General features: G+C 58.2%; 21 protein-coding genes and 1 pseudogene. 7 read left to right on the forward strand and 15 right to left on the reverse strand.

Annotation, left to right across the window (positions count from 1 at the left end):
* Positions 1-162: 162 nt before the first annotated feature.
* The 5 genes and pseudogenes from GR328_RS03075 to GR328_RS28485 all read right to left on the reverse strand — a co-directional run.
* Entirely contained in the window at positions 163-2,001 is a 1,839-nt protein-coding gene (locus tag GR328_RS03075) for an Eco57I restriction-modification methylase domain-containing protein (protein ID WP_205789710.1), read from the reverse strand.
* 103 nt (positions 2,002-2,104) lie between these two features.
* Entirely contained in the window at positions 2,105-2,806 is a 702-nt protein-coding gene (locus GR328_RS03080) for a hypothetical protein (RefSeq protein ID WP_160883074.1), read from the reverse strand.
* A gap of 838 nt (positions 2,807-3,644) precedes the next feature.
* Complete coding sequence (locus GR328_RS03085; protein ID WP_343039262.1) at positions 3,645-4,370, reverse strand: RES family NAD+ phosphorylase; 726 nt, start codon at positions 4,368-4,370, stop codon at positions 3,645-3,647.
* On the reverse strand, positions 4,354-4,752 hold the full coding sequence (locus GR328_RS03090) for an MbcA/ParS/Xre antitoxin family protein (protein WP_160883076.1): 399 nt from the start codon (positions 4,750-4,752) through the stop codon (positions 4,354-4,356). The genes GR328_RS03085 and GR328_RS03090 overlap by 17 nt, the downstream gene beginning before the upstream one ends.
* Before the next feature lie 354 nt (positions 4,753-5,106).
* Positions 5,107-5,256 (reverse strand): annotated as a pseudogene (locus GR328_RS28485) (cupin domain-containing protein); the annotation flags it as partial.
* A gap of 787 nt (positions 5,257-6,043) precedes the next feature.
* Between GR328_RS28485 and GR328_RS03100 the strand changes: the two are divergent.
* From GR328_RS03100 to GR328_RS03120, 5 genes are all read left to right on the forward strand, one after another.
* On the forward strand, positions 6,044-6,514 hold the full coding sequence (locus tag GR328_RS03100) for a hypothetical protein (RefSeq protein ID WP_160883078.1): 471 nt from the start codon (positions 6,044-6,046) through the stop codon (positions 6,512-6,514).
* Between the two features lie 1,318 nt (positions 6,515-7,832).
* Positions 7,833-8,255: a hypothetical protein gene (locus tag GR328_RS03105; protein WP_160883079.1), complete on the forward strand. Its 423-nt coding sequence runs from the start codon at positions 7,833-7,835 to the stop codon at positions 8,253-8,255.
* A gap of 638 nt (positions 8,256-8,893) precedes the next feature.
* A complete protein-coding gene (locus GR328_RS03110; protein ID WP_160883080.1) occupies positions 8,894-9,832 on the forward strand; it encodes a tyrosine recombinase in 939 nt (312 codons plus the stop codon).
* A 171-nt stretch (positions 9,833-10,003) separates the two neighbouring features.
* Positions 10,004-10,750, forward strand: a complete 747-nt coding sequence (locus GR328_RS03115; protein ID WP_160883081.1) for a DUF3800 domain-containing protein — start codon at positions 10,004-10,006, stop codon at positions 10,748-10,750.
* A gap of 187 nt (positions 10,751-10,937) precedes the next feature.
* Positions 10,938-11,456, forward strand: coding sequence for a flavodoxin family protein (locus GR328_RS03120; protein ID WP_160883082.1), 519 nt, complete (start codon positions 10,938-10,940; stop codon positions 11,454-11,456).
* 90 nt (positions 11,457-11,546) lie between these two features.
* Here GR328_RS03120 and GR328_RS03125 read toward each other — a convergent pair whose 3' ends face one another.
* The 4 genes from GR328_RS03125 to GR328_RS03140 form a co-directional block, all read right to left on the reverse strand.
* Complete coding sequence (locus GR328_RS03125; protein ID WP_160883083.1) at positions 11,547-11,780, reverse strand: hypothetical protein; 234 nt, start codon at positions 11,778-11,780, stop codon at positions 11,547-11,549.
* An 86-nt stretch (positions 11,781-11,866) separates the two neighbouring features.
* Positions 11,867-12,556 carry a CYTH domain-containing protein gene (locus GR328_RS03130; protein ID WP_160883084.1) on the reverse strand — a complete coding sequence of 230 codons (690 nt, stop codon included), beginning with the start codon at positions 12,554-12,556 and terminating at the stop codon, positions 11,867-11,869.
* Between the two features lie 129 nt (positions 12,557-12,685).
* A complete protein-coding gene (locus tag GR328_RS03135; protein WP_160883085.1) occupies positions 12,686-14,089 on the reverse strand; it encodes an ISKra4 family transposase in 1,404 nt (467 codons plus the stop codon).
* Between the two features lie 61 nt (positions 14,090-14,150).
* Positions 14,151-14,849 (reverse strand): plasmid pRiA4b ORF-3 family protein, encoded by a 699-nt coding sequence (locus tag GR328_RS03140; RefSeq protein WP_281351898.1) that lies wholly within the window; start codon positions 14,847-14,849, stop codon positions 14,151-14,153.
* Between the two features lie 19 nt (positions 14,850-14,868).
* On the opposite strand from GR328_RS03140, the gene GR328_RS03145 reads away from it, so the two are divergent.
* Together GR328_RS03145 and GR328_RS03150 are read left to right on the forward strand one after the other, a co-directional pair.
* Positions 14,869-15,276, forward strand: coding sequence for a cytochrome d ubiquinol oxidase subunit II (locus GR328_RS03145; protein ID WP_343039263.1), 408 nt, complete (start codon positions 14,869-14,871; stop codon positions 15,274-15,276).
* A gap of 186 nt (positions 15,277-15,462) precedes the next feature.
* On the forward strand, positions 15,463-15,855 hold the full coding sequence (locus GR328_RS03150; RefSeq protein WP_160883087.1) for a DUF983 domain-containing protein: 393 nt from the start codon (positions 15,463-15,465) through the stop codon (positions 15,853-15,855).
* 249 nt (positions 15,856-16,104) lie between these two features.
* On the opposite strand, the gene GR328_RS03155 is transcribed toward GR328_RS03150, so the two are convergent.
* The 6 genes from GR328_RS03155 to GR328_RS03180 form a co-directional block, all read right to left on the reverse strand.
* The gene (locus tag GR328_RS03155) at positions 16,105-17,223 is read right to left on the reverse strand and encodes a mandelate racemase/muconate lactonizing enzyme family protein (protein WP_160883088.1); all 1,119 of its coding nucleotides are present in this window, start codon (positions 17,221-17,223) and stop codon (positions 16,105-16,107) included.
* A 151-nt stretch (positions 17,224-17,374) separates the two neighbouring features.
* A complete protein-coding gene (locus GR328_RS03160; protein WP_160883386.1) occupies positions 17,375-17,728 on the reverse strand; it encodes a RidA family protein in 354 nt (117 codons plus the stop codon).
* A gap of 63 nt (positions 17,729-17,791) precedes the next feature.
* Positions 17,792-19,108: an NAD(P)/FAD-dependent oxidoreductase gene (locus GR328_RS03165; protein WP_205789711.1), complete on the reverse strand. Its 1,317-nt coding sequence runs from the start codon at positions 19,106-19,108 to the stop codon at positions 17,792-17,794.
* A 144-nt stretch (positions 19,109-19,252) separates the two neighbouring features.
* Positions 19,253-20,041: an ABC transporter ATP-binding protein gene (locus tag GR328_RS03170; protein ID WP_160883089.1), complete on the reverse strand. Its 789-nt coding sequence runs from the start codon at positions 20,039-20,041 to the stop codon at positions 19,253-19,255.
* Positions 20,029-20,847 (reverse strand): ABC transporter permease, encoded by an 819-nt coding sequence (locus GR328_RS03175; RefSeq protein ID WP_246215653.1) that lies wholly within the window; start codon positions 20,845-20,847, stop codon positions 20,029-20,031. The genes GR328_RS03170 and GR328_RS03175 overlap by 13 nt, the downstream gene beginning before the upstream one ends.
* Positions 20,844-21,854: an ABC transporter substrate-binding protein gene (locus GR328_RS03180; protein ID WP_160883090.1), complete on the reverse strand. Its 1,011-nt coding sequence runs from the start codon at positions 21,852-21,854 to the stop codon at positions 20,844-20,846. Before GR328_RS03180 ends, GR328_RS03175 begins: the two co-directional genes overlap by 4 nt.
* Positions 21,855-22,013 lie beyond the last annotated feature (159 nt).

Below are 22,013 nucleotides of genomic sequence, written 5' to 3' on the forward strand. Positions count from 1 at the left end.
TGTTTCAATCCTTCTTTCTGGCAATCATGGCTAGGCGTCCCTCTTGCTCATGCAGTTATCTGCGCCCGGATCAGGGGCGAAGGATTCAGTCCTGCCCAGATTTGAGGGTGTGCTCCCGGGCAGTGTCCCAGGAGCAATGGCTCGGAATGGCAACCGACCATGTCATGGGGCAGCCGGTTCGGACACGACATCCTCGGTGCCATACAAGCTGCGGAGTGCGGCTTCGGGATCCTGACTGGCCATGGCCGCAGTGAGGTCCTCGACGGACGGAAGAGGCATGGCTTCGATCTCCGCTGCCGATATGGCGACTGAGCCACTGATGCAGCGCATCACGCGGTCGGCTATATCGGTGGCAAAGAAGGCTGCAAGTGTTTGGAGCGGCACCTTCGCGCCGGTTCGGGGTTTGACCATGTTGAGGTGGTTTTCAACCGCCACGGCGCCATGAGCCCTGAGGAAGCTCTCCGGCAGGACTGCTCCGACAAGCCTTCGAGCCTGTTCCTTCGCAGTTGTCCTCTTGAGCAGCAGACAGGGATCGGTGACGAGACCGGCAGTCTTGCCCGGCTCAGGCTCGTAGAAGCTCTTGTCCGCCCGCTGCTCGTATGATGGGCAAAACCGCCCGGCTCTGCCCACAGCTTCCGCCCACATGACGGGAATGCGGCCGGCGCCTGCGATGCTGTGCAACCGGCCAGCCTTCTTAGCGCGGTCCCAGACCAGTGGCCCGGTGCTGACCGAGTAGCCCCAGTCCGCGAGCCGGGTCGGCATGGCACGCATGGACGATACCAGGCGAACATTCTCGGGTGACCGGGCAATCAACCACGGGTCTGTGGGGGAGGTGGGCAGTTGCATCGTGCCGGCATCCGAAATCTGTAAGCCGTCGGGCATCACCTGCACGATCGAACAGGCCGTCGTTCTCCCGGGAGCGCCTCGAACGAAGATGGAGAGCGCCACCTCCTGGAGGACGTCCGGGAAGACGTCCCGGCGGCTTTCCACGAGGTCGATAGCGACCGGCGGCGCCAACTCTGCCACTGTCCTACGGAGCGCTTTGAAGTACTGACCCCCGAGATAAGAGGTTGGCGTTACAAGAGCGATGATCCCGCCGTTCGGCTTTGCCAGGTGAGCCCCCAAATCCATGAACATCCCGTAGACGTTCGGGTGTCCGTGGAGGCTCCGGCCGAAGAGGCGCCTGAACTCAGGGGTGTCCTTGACCTTGCCAAAGGGTGGGTTCTCATTGACCAGGTCGTAAGTGCCCGCATGATCCGACCAGTCCTCCAGAAGGCTGTTGCGGCACTCTGTGATGCGGGCCAAGCGTTTTCCCGATGCGATCACCTGCGGGAGAAGGCAGGCCTCGACTGCAAGCTGCGACAGCCAGCATGCGAACGGATCGCTGTCCCATCCACGCAACCGGGCTCCAATCGAGGCGATGACGATTGCCGGATCGGCATCATTCATGGCAGCGATCATGCGCCTGGCGTCCTCGACGAGGAACTGGCCGCCTCCGCAGGCCGGAGAGATGACCTTGCCGCGGAGCCAGTCCATCCCGGCCGCTGAGACCCGGTCCGCTAGATGCTGCACGAGCGGGACAGGAGTGTAGAAGATCCCGTTGCTCGAACGATGCTGCTTCGGCAGCAGCCGGGTATAGAGCTGCCCGAGACGCGCAACGGCGTCGTCGAGCCGCAGCTTCGCCAACTCCGCTCCGAATGCGCGGGCCCCCTCCTGAGCATCCTCGCTGATGCCGCAGTCGACCGGAGTCTTGGCCGGCCGGATCGTTGCGGATGGAAGGGAATATTTCAGCAGAAGGGCATCCCACCATCCGACGGCCGCCGCATGGGCAGCACCGCGTGCGGCCTCGACAGTGGCTTCACCCGTGGTGAGCCTGAGGCGTTTGAAATCGAAGTTCAGATCACTTGCGGGATGACCGGCAGAGAAGCCTTGAGGGTGGACGCATGTGATGTCGAGGGTAGGTCCGGCGTTGACGATGACGTTGGTGGCTAGGCTCGGCATGAGAATGACCTTGTGCTGTGCCCGCAGGGCACTCGATGGGGTTTGGCTGTGAGGCTTGGAAAAGGCCGGCTGGAGTTCAGGAGACCGGGCCAGCCAGGAGGGGTCACCTTGGGAACCAGTAGGTGCTGCTGTCATCGGCGCGCTCGAGGCGGCTCAGATCCGGGTTTTCGGCAAAGGAAGAGAGATTGGAGTAGCTCTCCGGCCAGTCCCAATGACGCATGGCAAGGCAGATGCCCGACGGCATCTCGACCCACAGATACATGTCGTCACGTGACACCGAGGCGTTCAGCCGCTTGGCGAGGCGAGCGAATGCCACCCGATAATTGGACACCTTGGTCTTCTGCGCGAGTCGTCCCGCTTGCAAATCAAGAACCTCTACGCGCGGGGGAACGCGGCCAGAGATCAGAAGGGCGCCTTTGACACGGGAGCGGCGGCACCGCGCGTCCTCGGCATCAATGACTTCGCCGTTGCTGAACGTGTCACAAACCGTGCAGCCGCTGAATGCAATCCAGTGGCCTGTCACCATCACGATGCCGGGGTGAGTCCGCATCGCACCGGTGCGACGCTCGAACCATGCGCGTAGAGTTGGATTGTCCTCGACGGTGTGCCAGTGGCTCGCATAGCCGAAGATCCGGAGGACCTGCTGGACATTGTGAGTGCTCGTGCCTTTGACGGCAGGGGCTCGCTCCCAAGCCGGCCAGTCACTGCCAAAGCGCACTGTCCGGAACACGTCGCGAACGCGAGAGAGAGGCTCGCGTGTGATGGCAGCTACTGCCGTAGGGCCGCAATAGGCGCGCGAGCGCATGTCATTGTTTACATCGCGCAGCGTGTGCCCAGCAACGCTCACGGACAGCGATGGCGCTGAACCATGGGCTGGATCAGAACTGGTTCTTGGAAGAGTGGTCCGTTCGGCCAGCCGGGAGCCAAGGTTGTTTTGCTGATCTTCGCAGGTAGGCATGAGTAGATGTCTCCATCACCGCGAGCAAAAACGCATCGCGTATGCCTATAGTAACAAATCAAAGAATCGCCTTTTGAGCGTGGAAACAACTAATTCTTTAATAAATACCTAAATATACTCAGGTAACCAGCGCCGGTATCTTGGAAAAGCTAAAAATGCTTTTTGTTTCAATGGCAGATAATTTTTTCTGGTACCCTATTGTGCTTTGTGAATACTTTGAGCGAGGACTTGCCGAATTTGAGCCTGTTGTTGGCCTCCTGCGGTGACGAGCGCCAGGGCTTGATAGAGGCAGTTAAACGTGGCTCAAGTGCCTTAGGTCAGCCCCTCCCGCTGAAGCGCCGAGACGGATCAGCATCATCGTCGCGTAGACCGTGAGACTTCCGCTCCTGAATGCTCGAGATCCACGGATGCGTAATCCATCTCCAGCAAACCGCGCTCGGGTGGACGGGCGTCACCAATGGTCTCGATCGGTGTCCGGCATCCTGCCCGCGGTGGACTGGGACACGCTGATGCTTAGGGCACAGGAGTGGATCGAGTCTCGCCTAAAGGCGAGTCAGCAGGGCCGATGACGGAACGCTGGATGTAAGTCGGGCTGAGCGCCAGACGGCGCCGCACACGCAGAACTGGCATGAGTTGCAGACGCAGTGATGGCACTCAAGTGGGAGTGGGGCAGGGGGCTTCTTCATTACGCGTCTGTCGGCAATGGAAGCCACTCACTAAGGCTGTAGTCGAAGTAGCGCGTCACGGATTGGCCACTCCATTCGTACTGAAGATGACGCTCTTGGCGCGGGATCCCAACCACGTCCGGCCAGAAAGCAACCACGCAGTGGCCTTGCTGATATCGCACGCTTCGATAAAGCAAACCATTGCTTTGCTGCTCGCGTAGGGAGCGGGCAAGGGCTTGGCTGGCTCCATAAGATCTTGGATCCATTACCGCAGCACGGTGCGCCTGCGGCAAGAGGGTTTCAACGTCATGAAAGCTGCTTGAGATGGTGCCGACCAGCACCCTCATGTCTTCTCGTCGTGGCGGATCATTTGCATCCCGTGCAAACGCTGCGAAGTGATGCACCGTCTCGGCGATTGCCGTCTGAAGGCTGTCTGCTGCGTAATACACCCCATACGTACCATCGGAGAAGCGCGAACCCTTTGGGTTCACATGGGTGAAGGACGCCATCACCCATGAGGCATTGACGCCACTGATGCGCCGCTCCGGTGGCACCAGGCTGATCTGACCAACCTGATCCCGCACGCGAGGATTCGTGAGCTCCTCGAGTTCGATCAGTGCCTCCCATACTGCGGGATTGGGCGAAACGCGCTCGAACAGATGGATTGGTGGAAAGCGCGAGGCAATGATGCGCCACGCCTGTGCCCAATCGACGTGGGCCTCGGCGATCTCAAGACCAGGGAGCACGGGCAGCATCGATGTAGGTGCGGACGGCGGCAAGATCGGTCACATCACCGGCGGCCATGCGCTCGAGCGGGGTCTGGCCTCCGAAGAAGGCATTCGGCCGCTTGACCCAGCTGTCTGCGAGATCAGGTTGCGAGTACACGATCTGAAGGGCCTTCCAGATACCAGCGATGTAGCCGATCCGGCGCAGTGTATCTTCGGGCAAGCGCCCGACCTTGCCTCTTTTCCACTCATAGAAGGTTCGTTCGGCAGGTGAGCCGAGAAGCCTACGAGCGATGGTGTTGTCGACACCCCAATGCTCCATGATGCTGAAGAAGCCCTCAAGCGCCAGCCGCTGTCTGTCAACGGGCATCCTCTCGGCAACAGCCTGAACAGCTCCGCTCATGCTACTCTCCCTGCAATACTGCATAAACTAAGGTGTAAACTGCAAGTCCGCAAGTACGTTCCAGTGCCTTGCGGAACTCGCTAAGTTGGATGCGGCCGAGAAATTTCTCAGGCTCGGATGATGAGCGACGGGGGGGGTAGGTTAGCTTGCTCCTGTTGCTAAGGTCTCTAAAACAAGCTGGTTTTGTCTGTTATAATGTTTCGCATAACAAAGATTATGGAACCTTAAGGTCGAAGCGTGAGGTGGCTTCAACTGTAAATTAGTACGTCGCGGCCACCTATGGAATGCGGTTGTTTTTAGGCTCCGTTGGCTCTCAGCGTGTTCCAGGGGGCCTCGCCGGACACATCGACGATCTCAACCCCAAGTCGCCGACGGACCAAGGATCGGCAGAACCCTGGCCTCGTCTTTACCCGTATTGAAGGCGCCATGCACCACCCTGGGCGGCACGAAAACGCCGGCCCCGGGGCCCAGGATCCGCTTTTCGCGCTCCACCCACGCCTCGACCGTTCCAGCTAATGGTTAAAATCTAACACTTGGTACCCGACCCGCGATGCCCAACTCCAAGCCATAACGGAAGTTGGACGAACGGCAGCCTCATGCCACTTGCGGACGTTCCGGGGACATAAAGCGAATTTCGGAAAGTTGCCTTTACGGAACCTGAGTAGCCTTGTTGAGTAGGATGGTCCAATGGTGGACGGTTGAACCAGCCATCTCGCCAGTGATGCTTCTGAAAACTGCCTATTTTGCTACGCTCGGCGCTCTGATATGTTCCGGGATAGCGTTTGTTCTCAGCTTTCCCAGCGCCAGCCCGTAACGTGAAGTATCGTGATTTCGGAGTTACAAGTGGATTAAAATGGGTGACTTTGAACGAACATTCGGAGCAGGGGCAGACGCTGTCTCGATTATTGAAGGGTTCTCACGCGCAGCCGCAAGGGAGCGCAGTAGCTCGCGGCAAACAGATAAAGCGTCCGCCAATCCAAGCCCCACCGGTAGACCGGAATTGGAGCAAGATACCTGCTCCAGATGTAACGGTGCCGGAATCCTACGCCACTATAAGCACATAGAGGGTGGTAGGTGCTTCTCTTGCAACGGAGCGGGGGTAATCCGGGTCGAAAAGCAGCGCAATTTCCAGCCTGCACCGTTGTATGTCACCTTACGGGAGGTCCAAGACCTCGCGCCGAAGCACGACTCCTTTGGCGACCTCACCAGGAGCTTCAGGAAGAACTACGCCGAGCTGACTTCCGGGTTTATGGGTCCCGATGAGTATTCAACACAGGTTAGCATAGGAGGCGTGGCAAAGGCATTCGATCCTTGCAAAGCGATTGAGCTTGCCCTGCGAATACCAAGAGCAGACCGGAAAACAATACTCCGGATAGCGCTGTTTGCGGCGGAACGGGCGGCGGAAATAGCGAATGAACCCAGCTTCACTCAGGCAGTCTCAGACGTTCAGAAAAAAATCAACCTGCCGGACGATGGATCAATTATTCAGATGGGCCCTCTCGTGTCTGCAACCGACTCTCGTCCAGCGAGAGACGCTAAGAATTGTAGGGATGTTCTTATTAGAATGGCAAATAAGAAGGATGCCGTTGATCCGTATATCGTGTCACACTTCGCTTCTCTGACGATGGCGCAGGCCCGCTACGTCTTTCAAGCTATTGCACGAGCCCAAGGCATGGATGGGCAAGAGGCTTTTGTGGCAGAGAAAAAGCGGCAAGTTGACGACGTCATCGCTGTTTCCCCGCTTTCAGCAATGCGTAGTTAGACCGCCACCGTCGTATGATTTCCGACAAGCCAACTCGGTCATTTGCCAGCTCTGTCAATTCGTCAGGCTGACAATCTGATTACCTGCGCTGTCGACACGCATCTCAAGGGCACGGGACCTCGATAGGAGGTATGGGGTCGAGCTTCCAAGCACGAAGGGGTAAATGATGGGGTTTGAATCAAGACTCGCTACGGGAAGAGTGCGGTCAGCATATCTCAAGCATGCTTCGGCCAGCCATGCAGCAACTGACGATCCGTGCAGATCAATCGCCCTCTTACGGACTATCCGCTTGCCCTTGTCCACTCGATCGATGGCGCCCCAATTGGCCTGAGACTGGAGAATCATGTTCGTCATACGACGAGCTCCCTCACGTTCCCCGTAGATCTCGGCCATCCGTCTGTGAACCTCCGCAGATGTGCAGTCGCCCTGTAGCGCTGTTAGCCTACCGACAATCTCGGCCACCTTCCCGAAGAAGGGATAGGTAGCGAGCGCCATGCCCCATGTGAGGGCGGAGATGGAAGTTTCCGGCGCCTCTCGGTAGATTTGCACACCGCGATCTGCGAACTCGACCAAGTCCGGACGTGGTTCCAGCCACAGTCGATTTAGCACTGTTCGGGTCTTTTTGGGGCTGGAACAAGAATTGCTCCCAAACACACGGTAACGCAGTACGTAGCAAGAACATGGGCTGGTAAATTGACGGAACAGTCCCCGCAATGGCTGCATACAGCTTGGATCTTGGTGCTTGAACCGTCAATCAGGGCCGAGCACCTAATGGGAGAGCATACTGCTCCCCGAAACGTCGTCCGTGAGGGAGCGCCACTATCAGGATTGGCTCGAGAAAGTGGGGACATGCAACAGGTTCAATTTGGTACCGGATTGGCGTGAGTAGCATCTTGCTTCACGTTGAATGGGCAGTCCGGAAGCCTGATCGGAAAGGTTGCCGTTCCGTTTTATCTAATCGTGTCAATGGGAACAACTCTTGTTCTGATCCCTATGCGGAAGCGTGGAAACGTGGTGCGTCTTGGCAGGAGGCTATCGCCAGTATAGCCGTTCCCAAACGCTTCCGTTAGCCAGCGCTAATCGGGAGACGCGCTCCCTCTCCTCCCCATCGGAAGGTTTTAACGGCAGCCGTCACCGGGCAGGCCATTCGAATCCGGATTGCCAATTTCGGGTGAGTCGAACACCGCCGCGGGCCCGCTATGTCTGTATTCGTGCGCCGGGACAATGGGAAGCGATGTATATACCAGAGAACGACCTACAGCGTAGGGTGGTCGCGGGGCTTCATGGAAAGCAGTTCCGTGATATCTTTGGGACGATCGTGAGTGTCGATCCTTGGCCCGACTGGCGGACATACTTCAGGCCCGATTTCTACCTTCAGGACATCCCGGACATCGTGGCGACGACGCGATCCACGATCTACGTGCTGGAACTCAAGAAGAAGGGCATCACCTGGAAAGCCCTCCAGCAGATGGACAGATACCTGAGAACCCACGCCGCCATCTTCCCGTCGTGCAAGAAGCGCGTTCGCGGCGTTCTGATAGGCCATCATCTGGCGAGAACGGCAGACAACCAAACGATCCAGGCAATCAGCGACGCCCACGGCCCGATCAGGATACTGACATACGCTCCCACAGATAACGGTCACGTCCAGTTGTCGGACATGGCTCCAATTTGGGTCAGCGGCACTTGGCGGAAGCCAACCCGGAGGACGTGGCTACTCGCCAAGGAGACGCATGAGTGAACGGGCTGGCTGTCGCGGGTTGGTAGGGGCAGCGCGGGTCTCTACCAGCGACACAGTTTAGAAATCGGACTTCGCTTTGGACCTGGGAGCTAATTTTGCGAACTAGGCCATCCAGCCTAGCTAGGCAGCTCTGCCTCTAAATTGTAATTTTGCTCATTCAACTGGAATCGAGCAGTTTGCAGGGCCCATCACCATGGCTGCGTCACAGAAAATAGATCATCAGCTCATACTTGATGGGCCGTATCGCGCCTCCCCAGGCGGCCTGTTGTCTGATGCGGGCAGAGACGAAATGTACAAGCGCTTCGCAGCTGGGGAAACGGATTCAGCAATTGCAAAGGCAATGGGCTTCTCCACTAAGTCGGTTGGCAATCGGCGTAGAATTTAGCTCGAGAAGGGTCGCTGAAGTGGCGGTAAGCTGCTGAGCCGGAGAGACCATGACAGTTTGGATGATCATTGGCCTTATTGTTGCCATTCGTTTTGTTGCTGCAGGCTGAAACCAGCAGGCAGGGCCACAACGGTACTGGTGTGGGTGCCCCTACCCGAGGCCAACGACGGTATATCCGTCGCATGGCGCGAAAGAAGGGGATCAGCCCAGACGAAGCTTATGCTGTGGCAGGGTCCTTTCACAGGAGGATCTCATGAGGACCAACCATCGGCTGGCCCAGCTGTGGCTCGATGCCCTTGCGACAGAACTCGGTGCCGCAGCCGGCACCATCGACACCTACACCGACGATCTCAACTGCTACCTTGTCTGGCTCGAGGAAAAGAGCCTTGGCCTAGACGAGGTCGGCCTGGAGCAGGTCCGGGACTACATCGCTGATCTCGATCAGCGCGGATATGCCGGATCGACCATCGCCCGACGGATCACGGTCGTGCGCGGTCTGCACCGCTTCCTGATCGCCGAGGAACTTGGATCCCGCGACCCGACCTCCACCATGTCCGCCATGCGGCGGCCGAGGAAGCTTCCGTTCGTCCTCTCGGTTGCCGAGACCGAAGCTCTCCTGGAGAGTGCCCACAAGCTCGCGACGGATCCCTCGGTCGGTCTCTACCGCCAGGCCGGCTATGCCCGCCGCGCCGCCCTGTTCGAGACGCTCTATGCCTCGGGCATGCGCATCAGCGAGGCTCTGGCGCTTCCCTCCGATGCGGCGCCTGCTGGCACCCGCATGCTGCTGGTCCGCGGTAAGGGTGACAAACAGCGTCTGGTGCCGCTGCATGACCGGGCCAGCGAGGCCATCGCCCACTGGCAGAAGCTGGCCGCCGCTTATTCGGGCGGATCGCCCTCCCCTTGGCTGTTCCACTCGGTCCGAAACGGCACCAAGGCTTTGGCCCGGCAGGCCGCCCTGCTGGAGATCAAGGAGGCCGCTGTCGTGGCAGGACTTCCCAGCCCCGAGCGGGTGTCACCGCACGTGTTGCGGCATGCCTTTGCCACCCACATGCATTCAGGAGGCGTTGATCTGAGAGTGTTGCAAGAGCTTCTCGGCCATGCCGGCATCGAGACCACCCAGATCTACACCCATCTCGATACCTCCCGCCTGCACCAGATGGTGCGAGACCTCCATCCGTTGAATGAGGAGTAGAAAGCTGAGGAGCGGGATAGGGACTTTCGTGTGGGAGGAGCTGGAGCTTGGAAGGTCATCCTGATACGACCCGCTATCAACACTCCAGCTGCGGCAAATTTAATCGGATCAGTCTGATCCTTCCTGATACTCTGGTTTCTGCTCACTGCAAAATCTTCAACTGAGGCGATCTTGCTCTTCTCCGACCACATCATCTTCGTTGACGAGAGTGGTGATCACTCGCTCAAGTCGATCGATCCTCAGTATCCGATCTTTGCCCTCGCCTTCTGCATCATTCGCAAAGACGATTACATTCACTGGCTTGTTCCTGCCGTTCAGGAGTTCAAGTTCCGGTGGTTCGGGCATGACTGCGCAATCCTACACGAGCACGAGATCCGGCGAGCTGAAGCCCCGTTCGTGTTTCTCGGGAACAAGGACAAGAAATGGCGCTTCATGAGGGAGCTGACGCAGATCATCGAGGAATGCCCGATGGTCGTTGTCGCGTCCGTGATCCAGAAGGACGAACTGGCCCGGCGCTATACCGACCCCAAGAGTCCCTACGAATTGGCGCTCCTGTTTTGCATGGAACGGGCACGGGAGTACCTGGATGACATCGCAAAGGATACAGACGGGCTGACCCACATCGTCTGCGAAGCAAGGGGCGGCAGTGGGGGCAAGGAGGATCGAGAGCTTGAACTTGAGTTCCGCCGTATTGCGACAGGTGCAAACCCACTCAGCCGTGGCCCGATCGAAGGCTTTGAGATCCTCTTCGCCGACAAGAAGGCGAATTCGGTTGGGCTACAGATCGCAGATCTCATTGCGCGGCCAATCGGCCTGAAGACGCTCCGTCCGGATCAGGATAACCGGGCCTATGACACCATCCTGCCGAAGGTGTGGGACCGAAAGGTTTTCCCTCAGAAAAGCGAAAGGCCCCGGTAAACCGAGGCCCAGCGCCGACCGGGGACAACCCCCAATCCACTTAACTGACATATTGGGGCAAGTTGCGGCAATGTCAAGTTGTGCCCGTCGCCTCCAAGCTTGGCTTTAAGGATGGCCGTGAGCTCCAACAATCCGAGCCGGATCATCCCCTTGCTACCACCTGCCATCAGGTCCAGGATCTCGGCCGATGGACGACACGCTGCACCCAGGCCCGACGAAAACGCTTCTGATCGTGTACCATTCGATGACCGGAGGCACCCGTCAGATCGTCGAGGCCGCTGCCCGTGGAGCCGCTTTGGAGCCGACCGTGCGGGTTCGCCTGCTTCCCGCGCCGGATGCTCAGGCCGCCGATCTCCTCGAAGCAGACGGCTATCTCTTTGGCACGCCCGAGAACTTGGCGGCCATGGCTGGGCTGATGAAGGACTTCTTCGACCGCACCTACTATCCGGCTCTCGATCACCTCAGCGGGCGCCCTTACGCGACGTTGATCTGCGCCGGCAGCGACGGTCACAACGCGGCCCGTCAGGTCGAGCGCATCGCGACGGGATGGCGGCTCAAAGCCATGGCGGATCCGCTGATCGTCTGCACCCATGCCCAGACTCCGGAAGCGATCCTGGCCCCTAAGGTCATCGGCCCAGACGATCTGAAGCGCTGCGAAGAGCTTGGGGCCGCCCTCGCGGCAGGGATGAGTATCGGGATGTTCTAACGAGCCCGGAGTAGGAGCCAATCGGAGCAAACATGCCCTGTTTTGAGGAACTGGGCTGGGCTGAACCGGGAGGAGACGGTCTGCTGATCTTTAGTGTGTGGCGTTGGAGCCGCCGTCGAGCGCGCCTCCCTTTTCCAGGACGATCTGCCCGAAGGCTGAGAGTGCACGTGCTATCAGATTAGACCGGTCGCTTTCAGGCGCGAGCAGGATCAGGTCGGCAAGGCTCTCGACCATCAAGGAGGCCATCGCAACCAGGTCGGTGTCGCCGCGCTCAAAGCGCTCTTGCACCAGCTGATTGATGTCACAGTGCAAACAGTCGGACATTTCATTCCCCTCTCCGGCAGCGGGGCGGATCCGGCCTGCGCGCAGCGCCCCTCTGAACCAAGGCTTCCAGGAGCTGCTAACAGGGTTCAGGGTGCAAAGCACCCGTGACAAGGAGGCTGTACCTCCGTCCTGTCGGCAGTGCCAAGATCATCGATCTCCCGATCCGCCCTGGTCTCCGGCACAGGGCTATCCGCGGGTAGCGGGACTCCGGCCGCCGGTGCATCCGGCTCCTCGGCTTGCTGCGGCAATGATCCCGTCGTCACCCTGTCCTCCAAAAGATCGAGCAGGCTGTTGAGAGCCGCATCCGTAAGCTCAATCTCCGGAGCGTCCGGGCAGCCATCGAGAGCCATGCGCCGGCGGCCGTATGCGGGATCGGCGCTGACCTCCGAGCCGAACCAGGGCGGCGGCTGAAAATCCTGCTCGTCTTCGGGCGCACTGGCCACTGCAACCAGATCCAGAGCACCGGGCCGGACGAAGTGAAGGGCCTGGATCTCGTGCGAGCCCAGGGTGAGTCTGGTCCACACATACTCAACCTGGCCTTGGCTGATCGCGAGCAGCGCCTGCGCATGAGCCGGAGGCAGGTCCGCCCAGTCCTCGGATGCCTCGTCAGCCCCGGCCTCGAGGATCAGGCTGCTGCGGGTCTCCTCGATCTGCACCAAGGCATTGCGCTGCGGCTGGTCCGGGAAGTAGCCCTCCAGCACCCGCTCGCCTCCCCTCTCCTGCTGGATCAGGCGAGCCAGAGATGGAGCAATCCTGAACAGGCGATGGCCAGACATGCGGTTGGGTCTCTCTCATTAGCAGTGTAACAGGCTTCCGCCCTGCCCTGAACCTAGGGCACAGCTTTAAGAGACAAAGCGACCAGGGCGAAGGCCTGTCCTTTGAGAGCATGAGGTTCTGTGGGGCAATCAGGCAGCTACCCGCTTGTGGCCTCTGTTATTGTCGTTCGCCATACTCGGGTACCAGTGCTCGAATGCGGCACGCAGCGAGCCATCCAGGGTCCTGGTGCGCGTCTGCAACAGCAGATGAGCCCCACGTCGGCTCCACTGCATCTGCTGCTTCTTGGCAAAACGCTTGCTGATCACGGCATTCACCGTCGCCTCAACAAAAGCCGAGGAGATCCGCTCACCGGACCGGTAGCGCTCGCCATAGTTGATCAGGCTCGCTTCATTGCTGGTGATATAGAGCTGGAACTTCCGTATAGTGGTCCTGAGCTTGCGCAGGTTGGGATAGCAACTGTCGAGAGCTTCGAGATCGAGCACCAGATCATCGATGGCCTCGCGGGCTCGATAGGTGTTGCCGTGCCAGAGAAACCACTTGGTCCGGCGCAATTCAGCGAGAACTTCAGTCCCGGCGTCCTTGTCATGGTGCACCAGACCCTGAGCAAACTGGCGCAGGACCGTGATCCGCATGGTGATATGGAACCAGTCGAGGACGTGCTCGCTGCACGGGCTGATCCGCTCGGCAAGCGAGCGGACCTCGTCCCCGCCATCTGTGATAAAGGTCAGATCCTGATCGGCCTGGAAGCCTTGGCGCCTGAGATGATCGATGATGCGACGCTGCGGCTTGCGATCATAGCCGTGGACAAAGCCGATGTACCGGGCGTCTCCCTCTTCGGACATGGACCGACCGACGATGAGCTCGAAATTCTTCTTTCTGTCGCGCCAGTCGCGGATGTAGCCGCAGTCGAGGCCAATGACCATTCGTCCATCAGGAATTGGCAGATCCTCCCAATCGCGAGGGTCCGTTCCCTCCATGAATGAGACCCGCTGCTCAGCGAGATCACTCTCCATCCGCTCGGCGGCGCGGAGCACATGCTGACGGACCGTCGTTGCGTTGACGCCGCTATCCACAGGCAAGACATCGGCCAGGAGACCGGCGGCTGCCGCATAGGGCACGAGCGAGGCCCAGCGGGTCTCAAGGTACAGGCGCTCCGGCGCTACATGGTCGGGGATCAACTGCGTCAGAGGCGAGATGGTGGCCGGACCGTTGGTCTGCCGCTCTTTGGGAACGTAGAAGCGTGGGCTCTTCAACTGGACGTCGCCAAATAGGGTCCGGAAGGTGATTGGGTAACTACCTTTGCTCCGAAGCCGCTGGCCAGTGATCTCGCAGTGACGGTGTTTCTCAAGCCAGTCATTGACTTGAGCCTCGACGATCAGCTGTTGAGCGGCTGCCAATAAGGTCTTGCTCTCGGCCAAGGACAAGCCCAGATCCTCGGCTCCCTCGGTGATCTTCGTCAGGGATGCGACCTCCTCCGCGTCTCCAACGGTGCCGTCGTCTCCAACGATCTGAAGCATGATCCTGACCTGCATGGAACCTCCCGTGCGCTCGCGGAGAGCCAGGCGCCTTCACTGGCCATTGGAGCGCACGGCTTCACCACTGTTGATGCATGAGGTCGAGATACTCGGTCTTGCTTAGCCGCTCGTTGACTTCTTTTCGGGAGAACGGCTTGCCCACCCACCCTTGGCGTACCTCAAGGCATTCCAGAGCCTCCCGGATCTGATCTATTTCCTCGGCGTCGATGGAGGCGCCTGTGCTCCGCTTCAAAGCGAGCTTATCAGCGAAATCGGCCAAGACGGCGAAGTCATGACTGGTCTCCAGAGTGATACAGGCCTGACGCTGGTCCAGAAAACCCGGCACCCCGCCGCAGTCCTCCGGCGGGCAGGATCCGTCCCCGCCCAGACAAATGGGATACATCGTCCCCTGATCAGCCTCATGCCGGCTCTCCAGGCGCACCTCGTGCTCCCAGGGACCATTGAGGTCGTACTCGTAGCGGAAGCGGGCTCCTTTGCGAAAGCGAAGCTCCGAGAGCGGGACATCTGGAGACTGGGCCGCCAGTTCCAGGGAGCCGAACCGCTTGGCCCGGAGCGTGAACTGGAACAGGTGGATGCCCTCCCAACCCATCACTACTTGAAAGACGCCATGCAACTCCCGCAGCGTTAGGCTGGCCGGGACCTGAACCCGCCGCCAGATCATGGGACTGATCCCGAGCAGCCAAAACTTGAACTGCAGAATCTCCGGCGCTGGAGAAGGATCAGGCGGCTCTGGTTTGGATGGGGTGCGCTTTGGCAAATGAAAGTGTCTCGCAGCCTTGTTGCATATAGCCGGAAACTATGTAGCGCCGACCCGTTACCAGTCTGCCCCACAAAACCTCATGCTCTCCTGGTTCGCGTGGCCGCAGGTCCTGTTCACGGCCCAGGTGCCGCTGCTCGTCGGCCTCTGCTCCGGCGCGCTGCTGGTGAGCCTGGTGCGCCGCTGGGAGTACTGGCCCTTCCTGCTGACGCTGGGGCTGTTCGGCCTGTGTCTGCTCGGGTTGAGCGTCAGCATGTTTCCGCACGTGGTGCCGAACGCCGTCACCATCCACGAGGCCGCGGCTCCCCATGCCAGCCTAGCCTTCATGCTGGTCGGTGCGAGCGTGCTGATCCCGATCATCCTCGCCTACACCGGGTACTCGTACTGGGTGTTCCGCGGCAAGACCGGACACGAGGGCTATCACTGATGGACACCATGACTGAACCAAACTCTGCCCTGCGCCGCTGGCTGTGGTTCGTCGGCCTCTGGGCCGCCGGCGTCGGCACGACCGGAGTGATCAGTCTCGTCATCAGGTTCTGGCTGAAATCGTAATCGGGCAGTTCCCGGGGCGCGCCATCACAACGCGCAGACGCATAGACATGAAGGATCAGACATGACCACGAAAGTTGGCGCGAAAGACGCCATCCTCAAGTACGGCTTGAAATGTCGCTGCCCCAGATGCGGCAAGGGCCGCCTGTTCAACGGTTTCCTCACCCTTGCACCCCGCTGCGAGGCGTGCGGCCTCGACTACTCCTTCGCCGATCCAGCGGACGGACCCGCCTTTTTCGTCATGATGACAATGGCCATCCCCGCGACGGCATTCGGCGTGTGGATCGAACTGGCCTACGAGCCGTCCGCGTGGGTGCATCTGCTCACGACCTTGCCGTTCATGCTGCTGAGCTGCATACCACCGATCCGTCCCTTCAAGGGCATGCTGGTCGCAAGCCAGTACTTCCACAAGGCCGAGGAAGGCCGCTTCGTCGTTCCCCACCAGACCTCGGCTTAGGCGGATTGCTGCCGATGAGGGCTGTCACCGCTTAGGGAGAGCCATCTGTCGACCGAGCAACGCAGTTGGCTGCGGATCAGGTTTGAAATTCCTGGACCCTCGATTTACTGTGGATAAGGGCCGCTATGGGCGGCCCATTTTCGCCCGCAAGGCTCAGAATGAGAGCGATCCAAGGGTGAGGATGCTAGGCGTCACTCGCTGACAGTGTCCCTGGGTGAGTCAAACCTTTAGGGACTTGGCATAGATCGGCTATTCGTGCGTAAACCTTTCGGCAGCCTCAACGACAGCTTCGCGGTTGAGCTCAAATCCGAGTCCAGGTTTGGCTGGAAGTGACAGTTTTCCCTGGCGCGGAGTCAGGTCTGGCTCTGCGATAATGTTGTCTCGCATCAGCTGCCACATGATTTGATTTCCATAATCCAGATTTGGCAGGATCCGCCCTATCTGATGTTCCGCGCAAGTTGTGATGCCGGTTGTAAAGGAACTGTGAATGCAAACCTTCATGCCGGCCGCTTCCGCAACTGCGGCAGCTTTTACCATTGGTTGTATCCCGCCAATTTCCCGTGGCCCGAGAACAATGATGTCCGCTGCCTGGGTGCGACAAACCTCATAGACGTCGTTGAGCGTGAATACCGCTTGATCTGCTGCGATTGGTACGCCCACCGCCATTCTTACCTGCGCGAGCGCAGGAATAGATCCGCTGCCGGTTGGCTGCTCGACGAAGTCAGGATCAAACCGCTCTAGCTTCTTGATCATACGGATTGCAGTTGCAACATCCCAGGCTTCGTTGGCATCGAGGCGGAGCGACGCGTTACCGATGATCGAGCGTACCGCGGCAGTGGCTTGTATATCGAAGTCTTCTCCGAGCCCGACTTTCATATAGATGACCGGCTCGCCAAGATTAACAGCGCGTTCTGCATCAGCAGCCAGCTCCTCGACCGTGCTCCCCTGCAGAAAGTAGAAATACCCGACTTCGTCGCGGTGGGATCCGCCGAATAGATCATAGACGGGGCGCCCGGCCGATTTGCCCATGAGATCCCAAAGCGCCATCTCCAGGCCTGCAAGAAGCTGGTTGGCGAAACGTGGGTTGTTGGCCCCGTAGGCCTTGAACTCTGTCTGGAAGATGGTGCGACAAAGTGCGGTGCACTCGAAGGCTGAACGACCGATGAGACGCTTGCCGAGATGCCGAAGAACCTCTGCAAGAGCTCTTGGATCGGGGGCGGTTGTGCATTCACCAATCCCGCAGTGCCCACTGTCGTCCTCAATCTCTACAAGATTGACAGTGAAATGTTCCGTCACCCCCTGCGCCCAAACGTATGGCTTGCGCAGCGGCATTTTCAGCGGCGTGACTCGAATATTGGTAATCTTCATTGTTTGTACCTCCCGCTATACTGATTATTATGTTGCGATCTCGGGCATCGCTCATGGCCATCATTGCCTGACGATTTCAATCTCGTGACTTGGAGCCGAAAGAGACGGAAACGGCCGAGGCACTCTTCAGCATTCTTCCGGCCGCGCTTTGTCAAACATTCGCAGCCGCAGTTATGAGAATTTCGATTTTACCCTGCGGCCGGACCAGCCCAGCTTGGCAGGTAGCCCGAGCCGGCGGATTTTCCTGATCTACCCACGCATCCCAGACTGTGTTCATGCCCTGGAAGTCCGAGATGTCTGCAAGCCATATTTGAGCGGAGAGTACAGCCGATTTGCTTATGCCGATCTCGGCCAGTAGGAGATCAATCTTCCTGAGGACCTGCTGCGTCTGGTCCCCTATATCTCCTGAGCAATCATCGGGGACTTGACCTGCGAGATATGCCGTGCCTCCGTGGACGACAACCTGGCTCATACGGGCGGATCGATGCAGTCGGGTGATGCTCATGATGTTCTTCATTGCAGGAGATTTCGTTTCTAGCGATGCGCAGTGCCTTGATGGGTAAGCATTTCAAAGTTCGCTTCGGCTTACCCATGCTTCATACTTCATTCGTGTACGAACACCGACGCCGAGGAAAGGCTCTGGTGGGTTAGCCGCCGGCATGCCGGAAACAGCAATCATATCTGAGAGAAGCTGTGAGTCCTGGCCAGTCGCGAGTTCCGCAAGAAGTTGCCCCGAGATCGTACCCCGTGCGGCGCCGACGCTCTGATGACAGGCGGAAGTATAGATCCCGTCATCAACCTTGCCGAAAAAGGCGGTATAGTTCCGCGAAAGGCCGCAAACCCCGCCCCACGTGTACTCGAATTCTACGTCTCTCAAATGCGGATAGCGGTTGGTGAGGCCTTCGCGGTGCTTTTGGCGGACAGCGGCTCGGCGACTTTCTGAGCTCGCGTAATCCGGGGCAAAGCGGTACTGGTTCCGTATCAGCAAGCGTCGATCGCTGGTAAACCGTAATGTGGTTCCGGCATGATCTGCCGGTGTAAGGCCCCAATTCTCTTTACCACCATCCGCATCGAACTCCCGGAGGGTTAGAGGCCGTGTGATGCTCGCGAAAGTCATCACTGGCAGCATGCGTGACTTGAGGAAACCGAATTCCGCCGAATAGACGTTGGTTCCCAGTAGAAGTTTCGGGCAGACAATTGATCCCTGAGGAGTTTTGAGTTCGAACTTTCCAGCACTGCGATCGAAGCTGACAATCGGTGAAGATTCGTAAACCTCAACGTTCGGCGGCAATGTTTGCCCTAAGCCACGCACCAGCGCTGCCGGCTGCATAAGAATACCGGTTGGTATGAAGATACCAGCCTCATAGTAGGAAGTTCCCAGCACCCGGGCTAGCGCTGCTCGATCGAGCCAGGTGTGAGGGTGGCTAATATTCTTTAGCAGCAACTTATATTTATTGAGGTATTCGATTCCCCGCGCACCTACGGCGGCTTGGTAGCGCCCGGCTCGCGACCACTGGCAGTCGATGCTATAGCGGGTCACCACTTCCTCAAGGGATTGGATCGCCGCTTCGTTCAAACCGATGATTTTGCGCTTGAAATTGATATCAGGATTTTCAAGATCTCGTTTATGCGGAAGATCGATGACAAATCCAGAGTTTCGGCCCGAAGAACCCTGCCCGATGCGGAGCGCCTCAACAAGGATGATCCGGTCGTTGGGGCGCAGCTCTGCCAGCCGTCGTGCGGACGCTAGCCCCACAAAGCCTCCCCCGACCACGACCCAATCTGCTTTTTGGTGGCCAGCCAGTACACGCGGCGGCTGCGGCTCAGGCAAGATTTGGTACCAACCGCAGGACTGATCATCAACTGGCACGGTTTTGATACGCATATGAAGATCCTCTCGGAACATATTCGTCAAGACAAAGGCTCTCCTGCAGGCGAGTGTGATTCACGCCTGTTAAGTAGAGGCCGAAAATTGAAGAGGTGAACGCTCTCTGGCGCACTCACCAGAGAGCGATCTTTTCAGCTATGACTAGGCAGCAGCTTCGATACTGCGCACGACCTCTGCTTGAACCGCGTGCCAAATATGACGCTTGAGTTCCAAGTAGCGCTCTGAAAGTTGGACATCGGCGTTGCGAGGATGGGGTAGATCGTTGTTGATATCTTGCACAACCTGACCAGGACGAGCCGACATTACGATGATGCGAGAGGAAAGCAGAAGCGCCTCATCGATAGAGTGTGTAATGAAAACGATCGTTTTTCTTTGCTGCTCATAGATACGCACAAGTTGTTCTTGGAGTACCTGACGTGTCATCGCATCGAGTGCAGCGAACGGCTCATCGAAAAGCATGACCTTCGGATTGTTGGCAAGGACACGTGCAATCGCCACACGCTGCCGCATGCCTCCTGAAAGCGCTTTTGGATAGGATTTCTCGAAGCCGCGCAGGCCAACCATGTCAATGTACTCTTGGGCACGGTTACGGCGTTCGGCTTTGCTCATCCGCTTCATCTTCAAGCCGAAGGCGATGTTGTCCTCAACAGTCATCCACGGGAACAGGGCGTACTGCTGAAACACCATCCCACACTCGGGGTTGACGCCAGTGTTTTCGCGCCCCTGCACCTGGATCCGACCGCTTGTTGGACGATCAAATCCAGCAATCATATTGAGCATCGTGCTTTTGCCGCAACCGGAAGCACCAACGATGACGACGAATTCACCCTCTTGAACAGCGAGTGATACGTCCTTGAGTGCCTGCATAGATCCGTAATGCTTGGAAACATGTGACAGCTCAATGGCAGGAGCAGATGTCAGGCTTTCCATGGCAGGATTCTCCGTTCGAAGAAGCGGAACACGAGGTCGGTTGCCATCACTGTTACGCTGATCAGCACCATTCCGAGAACGACCGTATCGGTTTGGAAGTACTCTTTGCCGTTCATAATCATGAAGCCGAGACCCTCTCGTGCAGCGACCAATTCTGCAGAGATGACGCAGGTCCAGGCTATTCCCAACATCACTTTCAAGCCGCTGAGAATCTGCGGCAAGCTGCCAGGGAGAATGACCTCGATCATCACGTCTCTGGGGCGAGCACCAAGGTTTTGCGCAGCCTTGACGAGAAGGGGATCGACGCTCTTCGTTGCTTCGATGACGTAGAGAAGCGACGGAGCAAAGGCGCCCATGAAGACAATCGAGTATTTTTGTGACTCACCGATACCGAACCAAAGAAGTGAAAGCGGGATCCAACTCATGGACGGCAGCGGGCGCAGAAATGATAGGATTGGGTCGAAGATGGCCCTGGATGTCTGCGAAAACCCAAGGATGATACCCAGTGGGATAGCCACGAGGGAGGCAATCAGAAAGCCGACAGTGACGCGCCAAGTGGATGCTACGATGTGGCCCAGGAGTGTTCCCTGTTCCGCCATCTGAATGGCGCGTTGAGCGATTTGGGATGGAGCAGGAAGGAAGAGCGGCTCAATCAGGCCAAGGCCCGTAGCCCCCTCCCAGATCAAAAGAAGAGCCCCGAAAGAAACCAAACTGATTAGCGGGTTCTTGAGCCGCCGCCAGCGAGGTTGCCGTTCAACGCTCACCATTGGGGGGGCGTATTTTGCCGTCATTGCGCCTGCTTTCATGGCAACACCTGCGTCTTGATCCAGCTGTCTACCTTCGGGGCTTTGTCGATCTGCTTGTGACGGACCAGGAAGTCGGCAAGAGCTTGAAGGCCTTTAGGGAAATCTCCTTCCCGTGCCATAATCTTCTGTTGCTCAGCGCGCCCAGTCCACTCAATGTCCTTCAGAACGTTGGCTTGCTCTTCCGGGGGCAACTGCGTCAGATCCTGCAGGAGAGACGCGGCCTCAGCAGGCTCCTTGGTGATAAATTCTGACGCTTCAAAGAATGCATCAAGGAATGCCGCAGTTGCCTTCGGGTTCTTGTCCGCAAAAGTACGGCTCACGGTTAGAACATCGGGCCCAGGGCCGAATTGATACTGCTTGTAGAGGCTGAACTCTCGATCATCGAGAAGCACACGTGCATTTTCCTGGGCCCGCAAGACGTTGAACGCGGGTGTCCAGGTGGCCACAGCATCAACCTGTTTCGCCTTGAATGCGCTTGGTGTGTCACCTGCCGGAAGGTTGATCAATGTAACATCTTTATTCGGGTTCAGACCTGCCTGTTCAAGAACATCAAGCACAAGCACGTGAGAGCTCGAAGCAAATGTAACGCCGAGCTTTTTCCCCTTGAGGTCCTTGACCGTCTTGATTTCAGGAGTGGCGATGATCCCTTCTACTGTCGCATAAGACTCAGGTGCAGCGACGACGTAGAATGCTTTAGACCCTGCCGCCATAAGGGCCAGGGCAGAGATCGAACCAGTGCCGGCAAAATCAATATCGCCTGCGGCCAGCGCACCCATTCGGGCCGAAGATGTTCCGAAGAGCTTCCAGTCGACTGAGAGTCCACGCTTCTCGAAAAAGCCTTTCTTGATACCGATCCAAACCGGATAATGGCCAAGCCAGCTCGATCCGCCATATGATACTTTGCTCGTTTCAACCTCGGCTGCCAGGGTCGCTCCTAGGGGAGCGGTCGCAAGGACAGAGATCAGTGCGGATGCAAGAATTTGTCTTCGTGACATCGTGGCGCGCATATTGCCCTCCCTTAGAGCTATTTGGCTGCAGGAAAGCGGAATCGGCCGAGAACTGATGGATCTTCACGTTCTTGGTTGGCGTATTTTGCGTTCCGCTCTCTGCTGTTGTTTTTGAATTTCGAAGGCTTGGCGGTCAACCCGAGTGCCGCGGAAAACGTC

It is taken from the genome of Microvirga makkahensis (assembly GCF_009830105.1).
Taxonomy (GTDB): domain Bacteria; phylum Pseudomonadota; class Alphaproteobacteria; order Rhizobiales; family Beijerinckiaceae; genus Microvirga; species Microvirga makkahensis.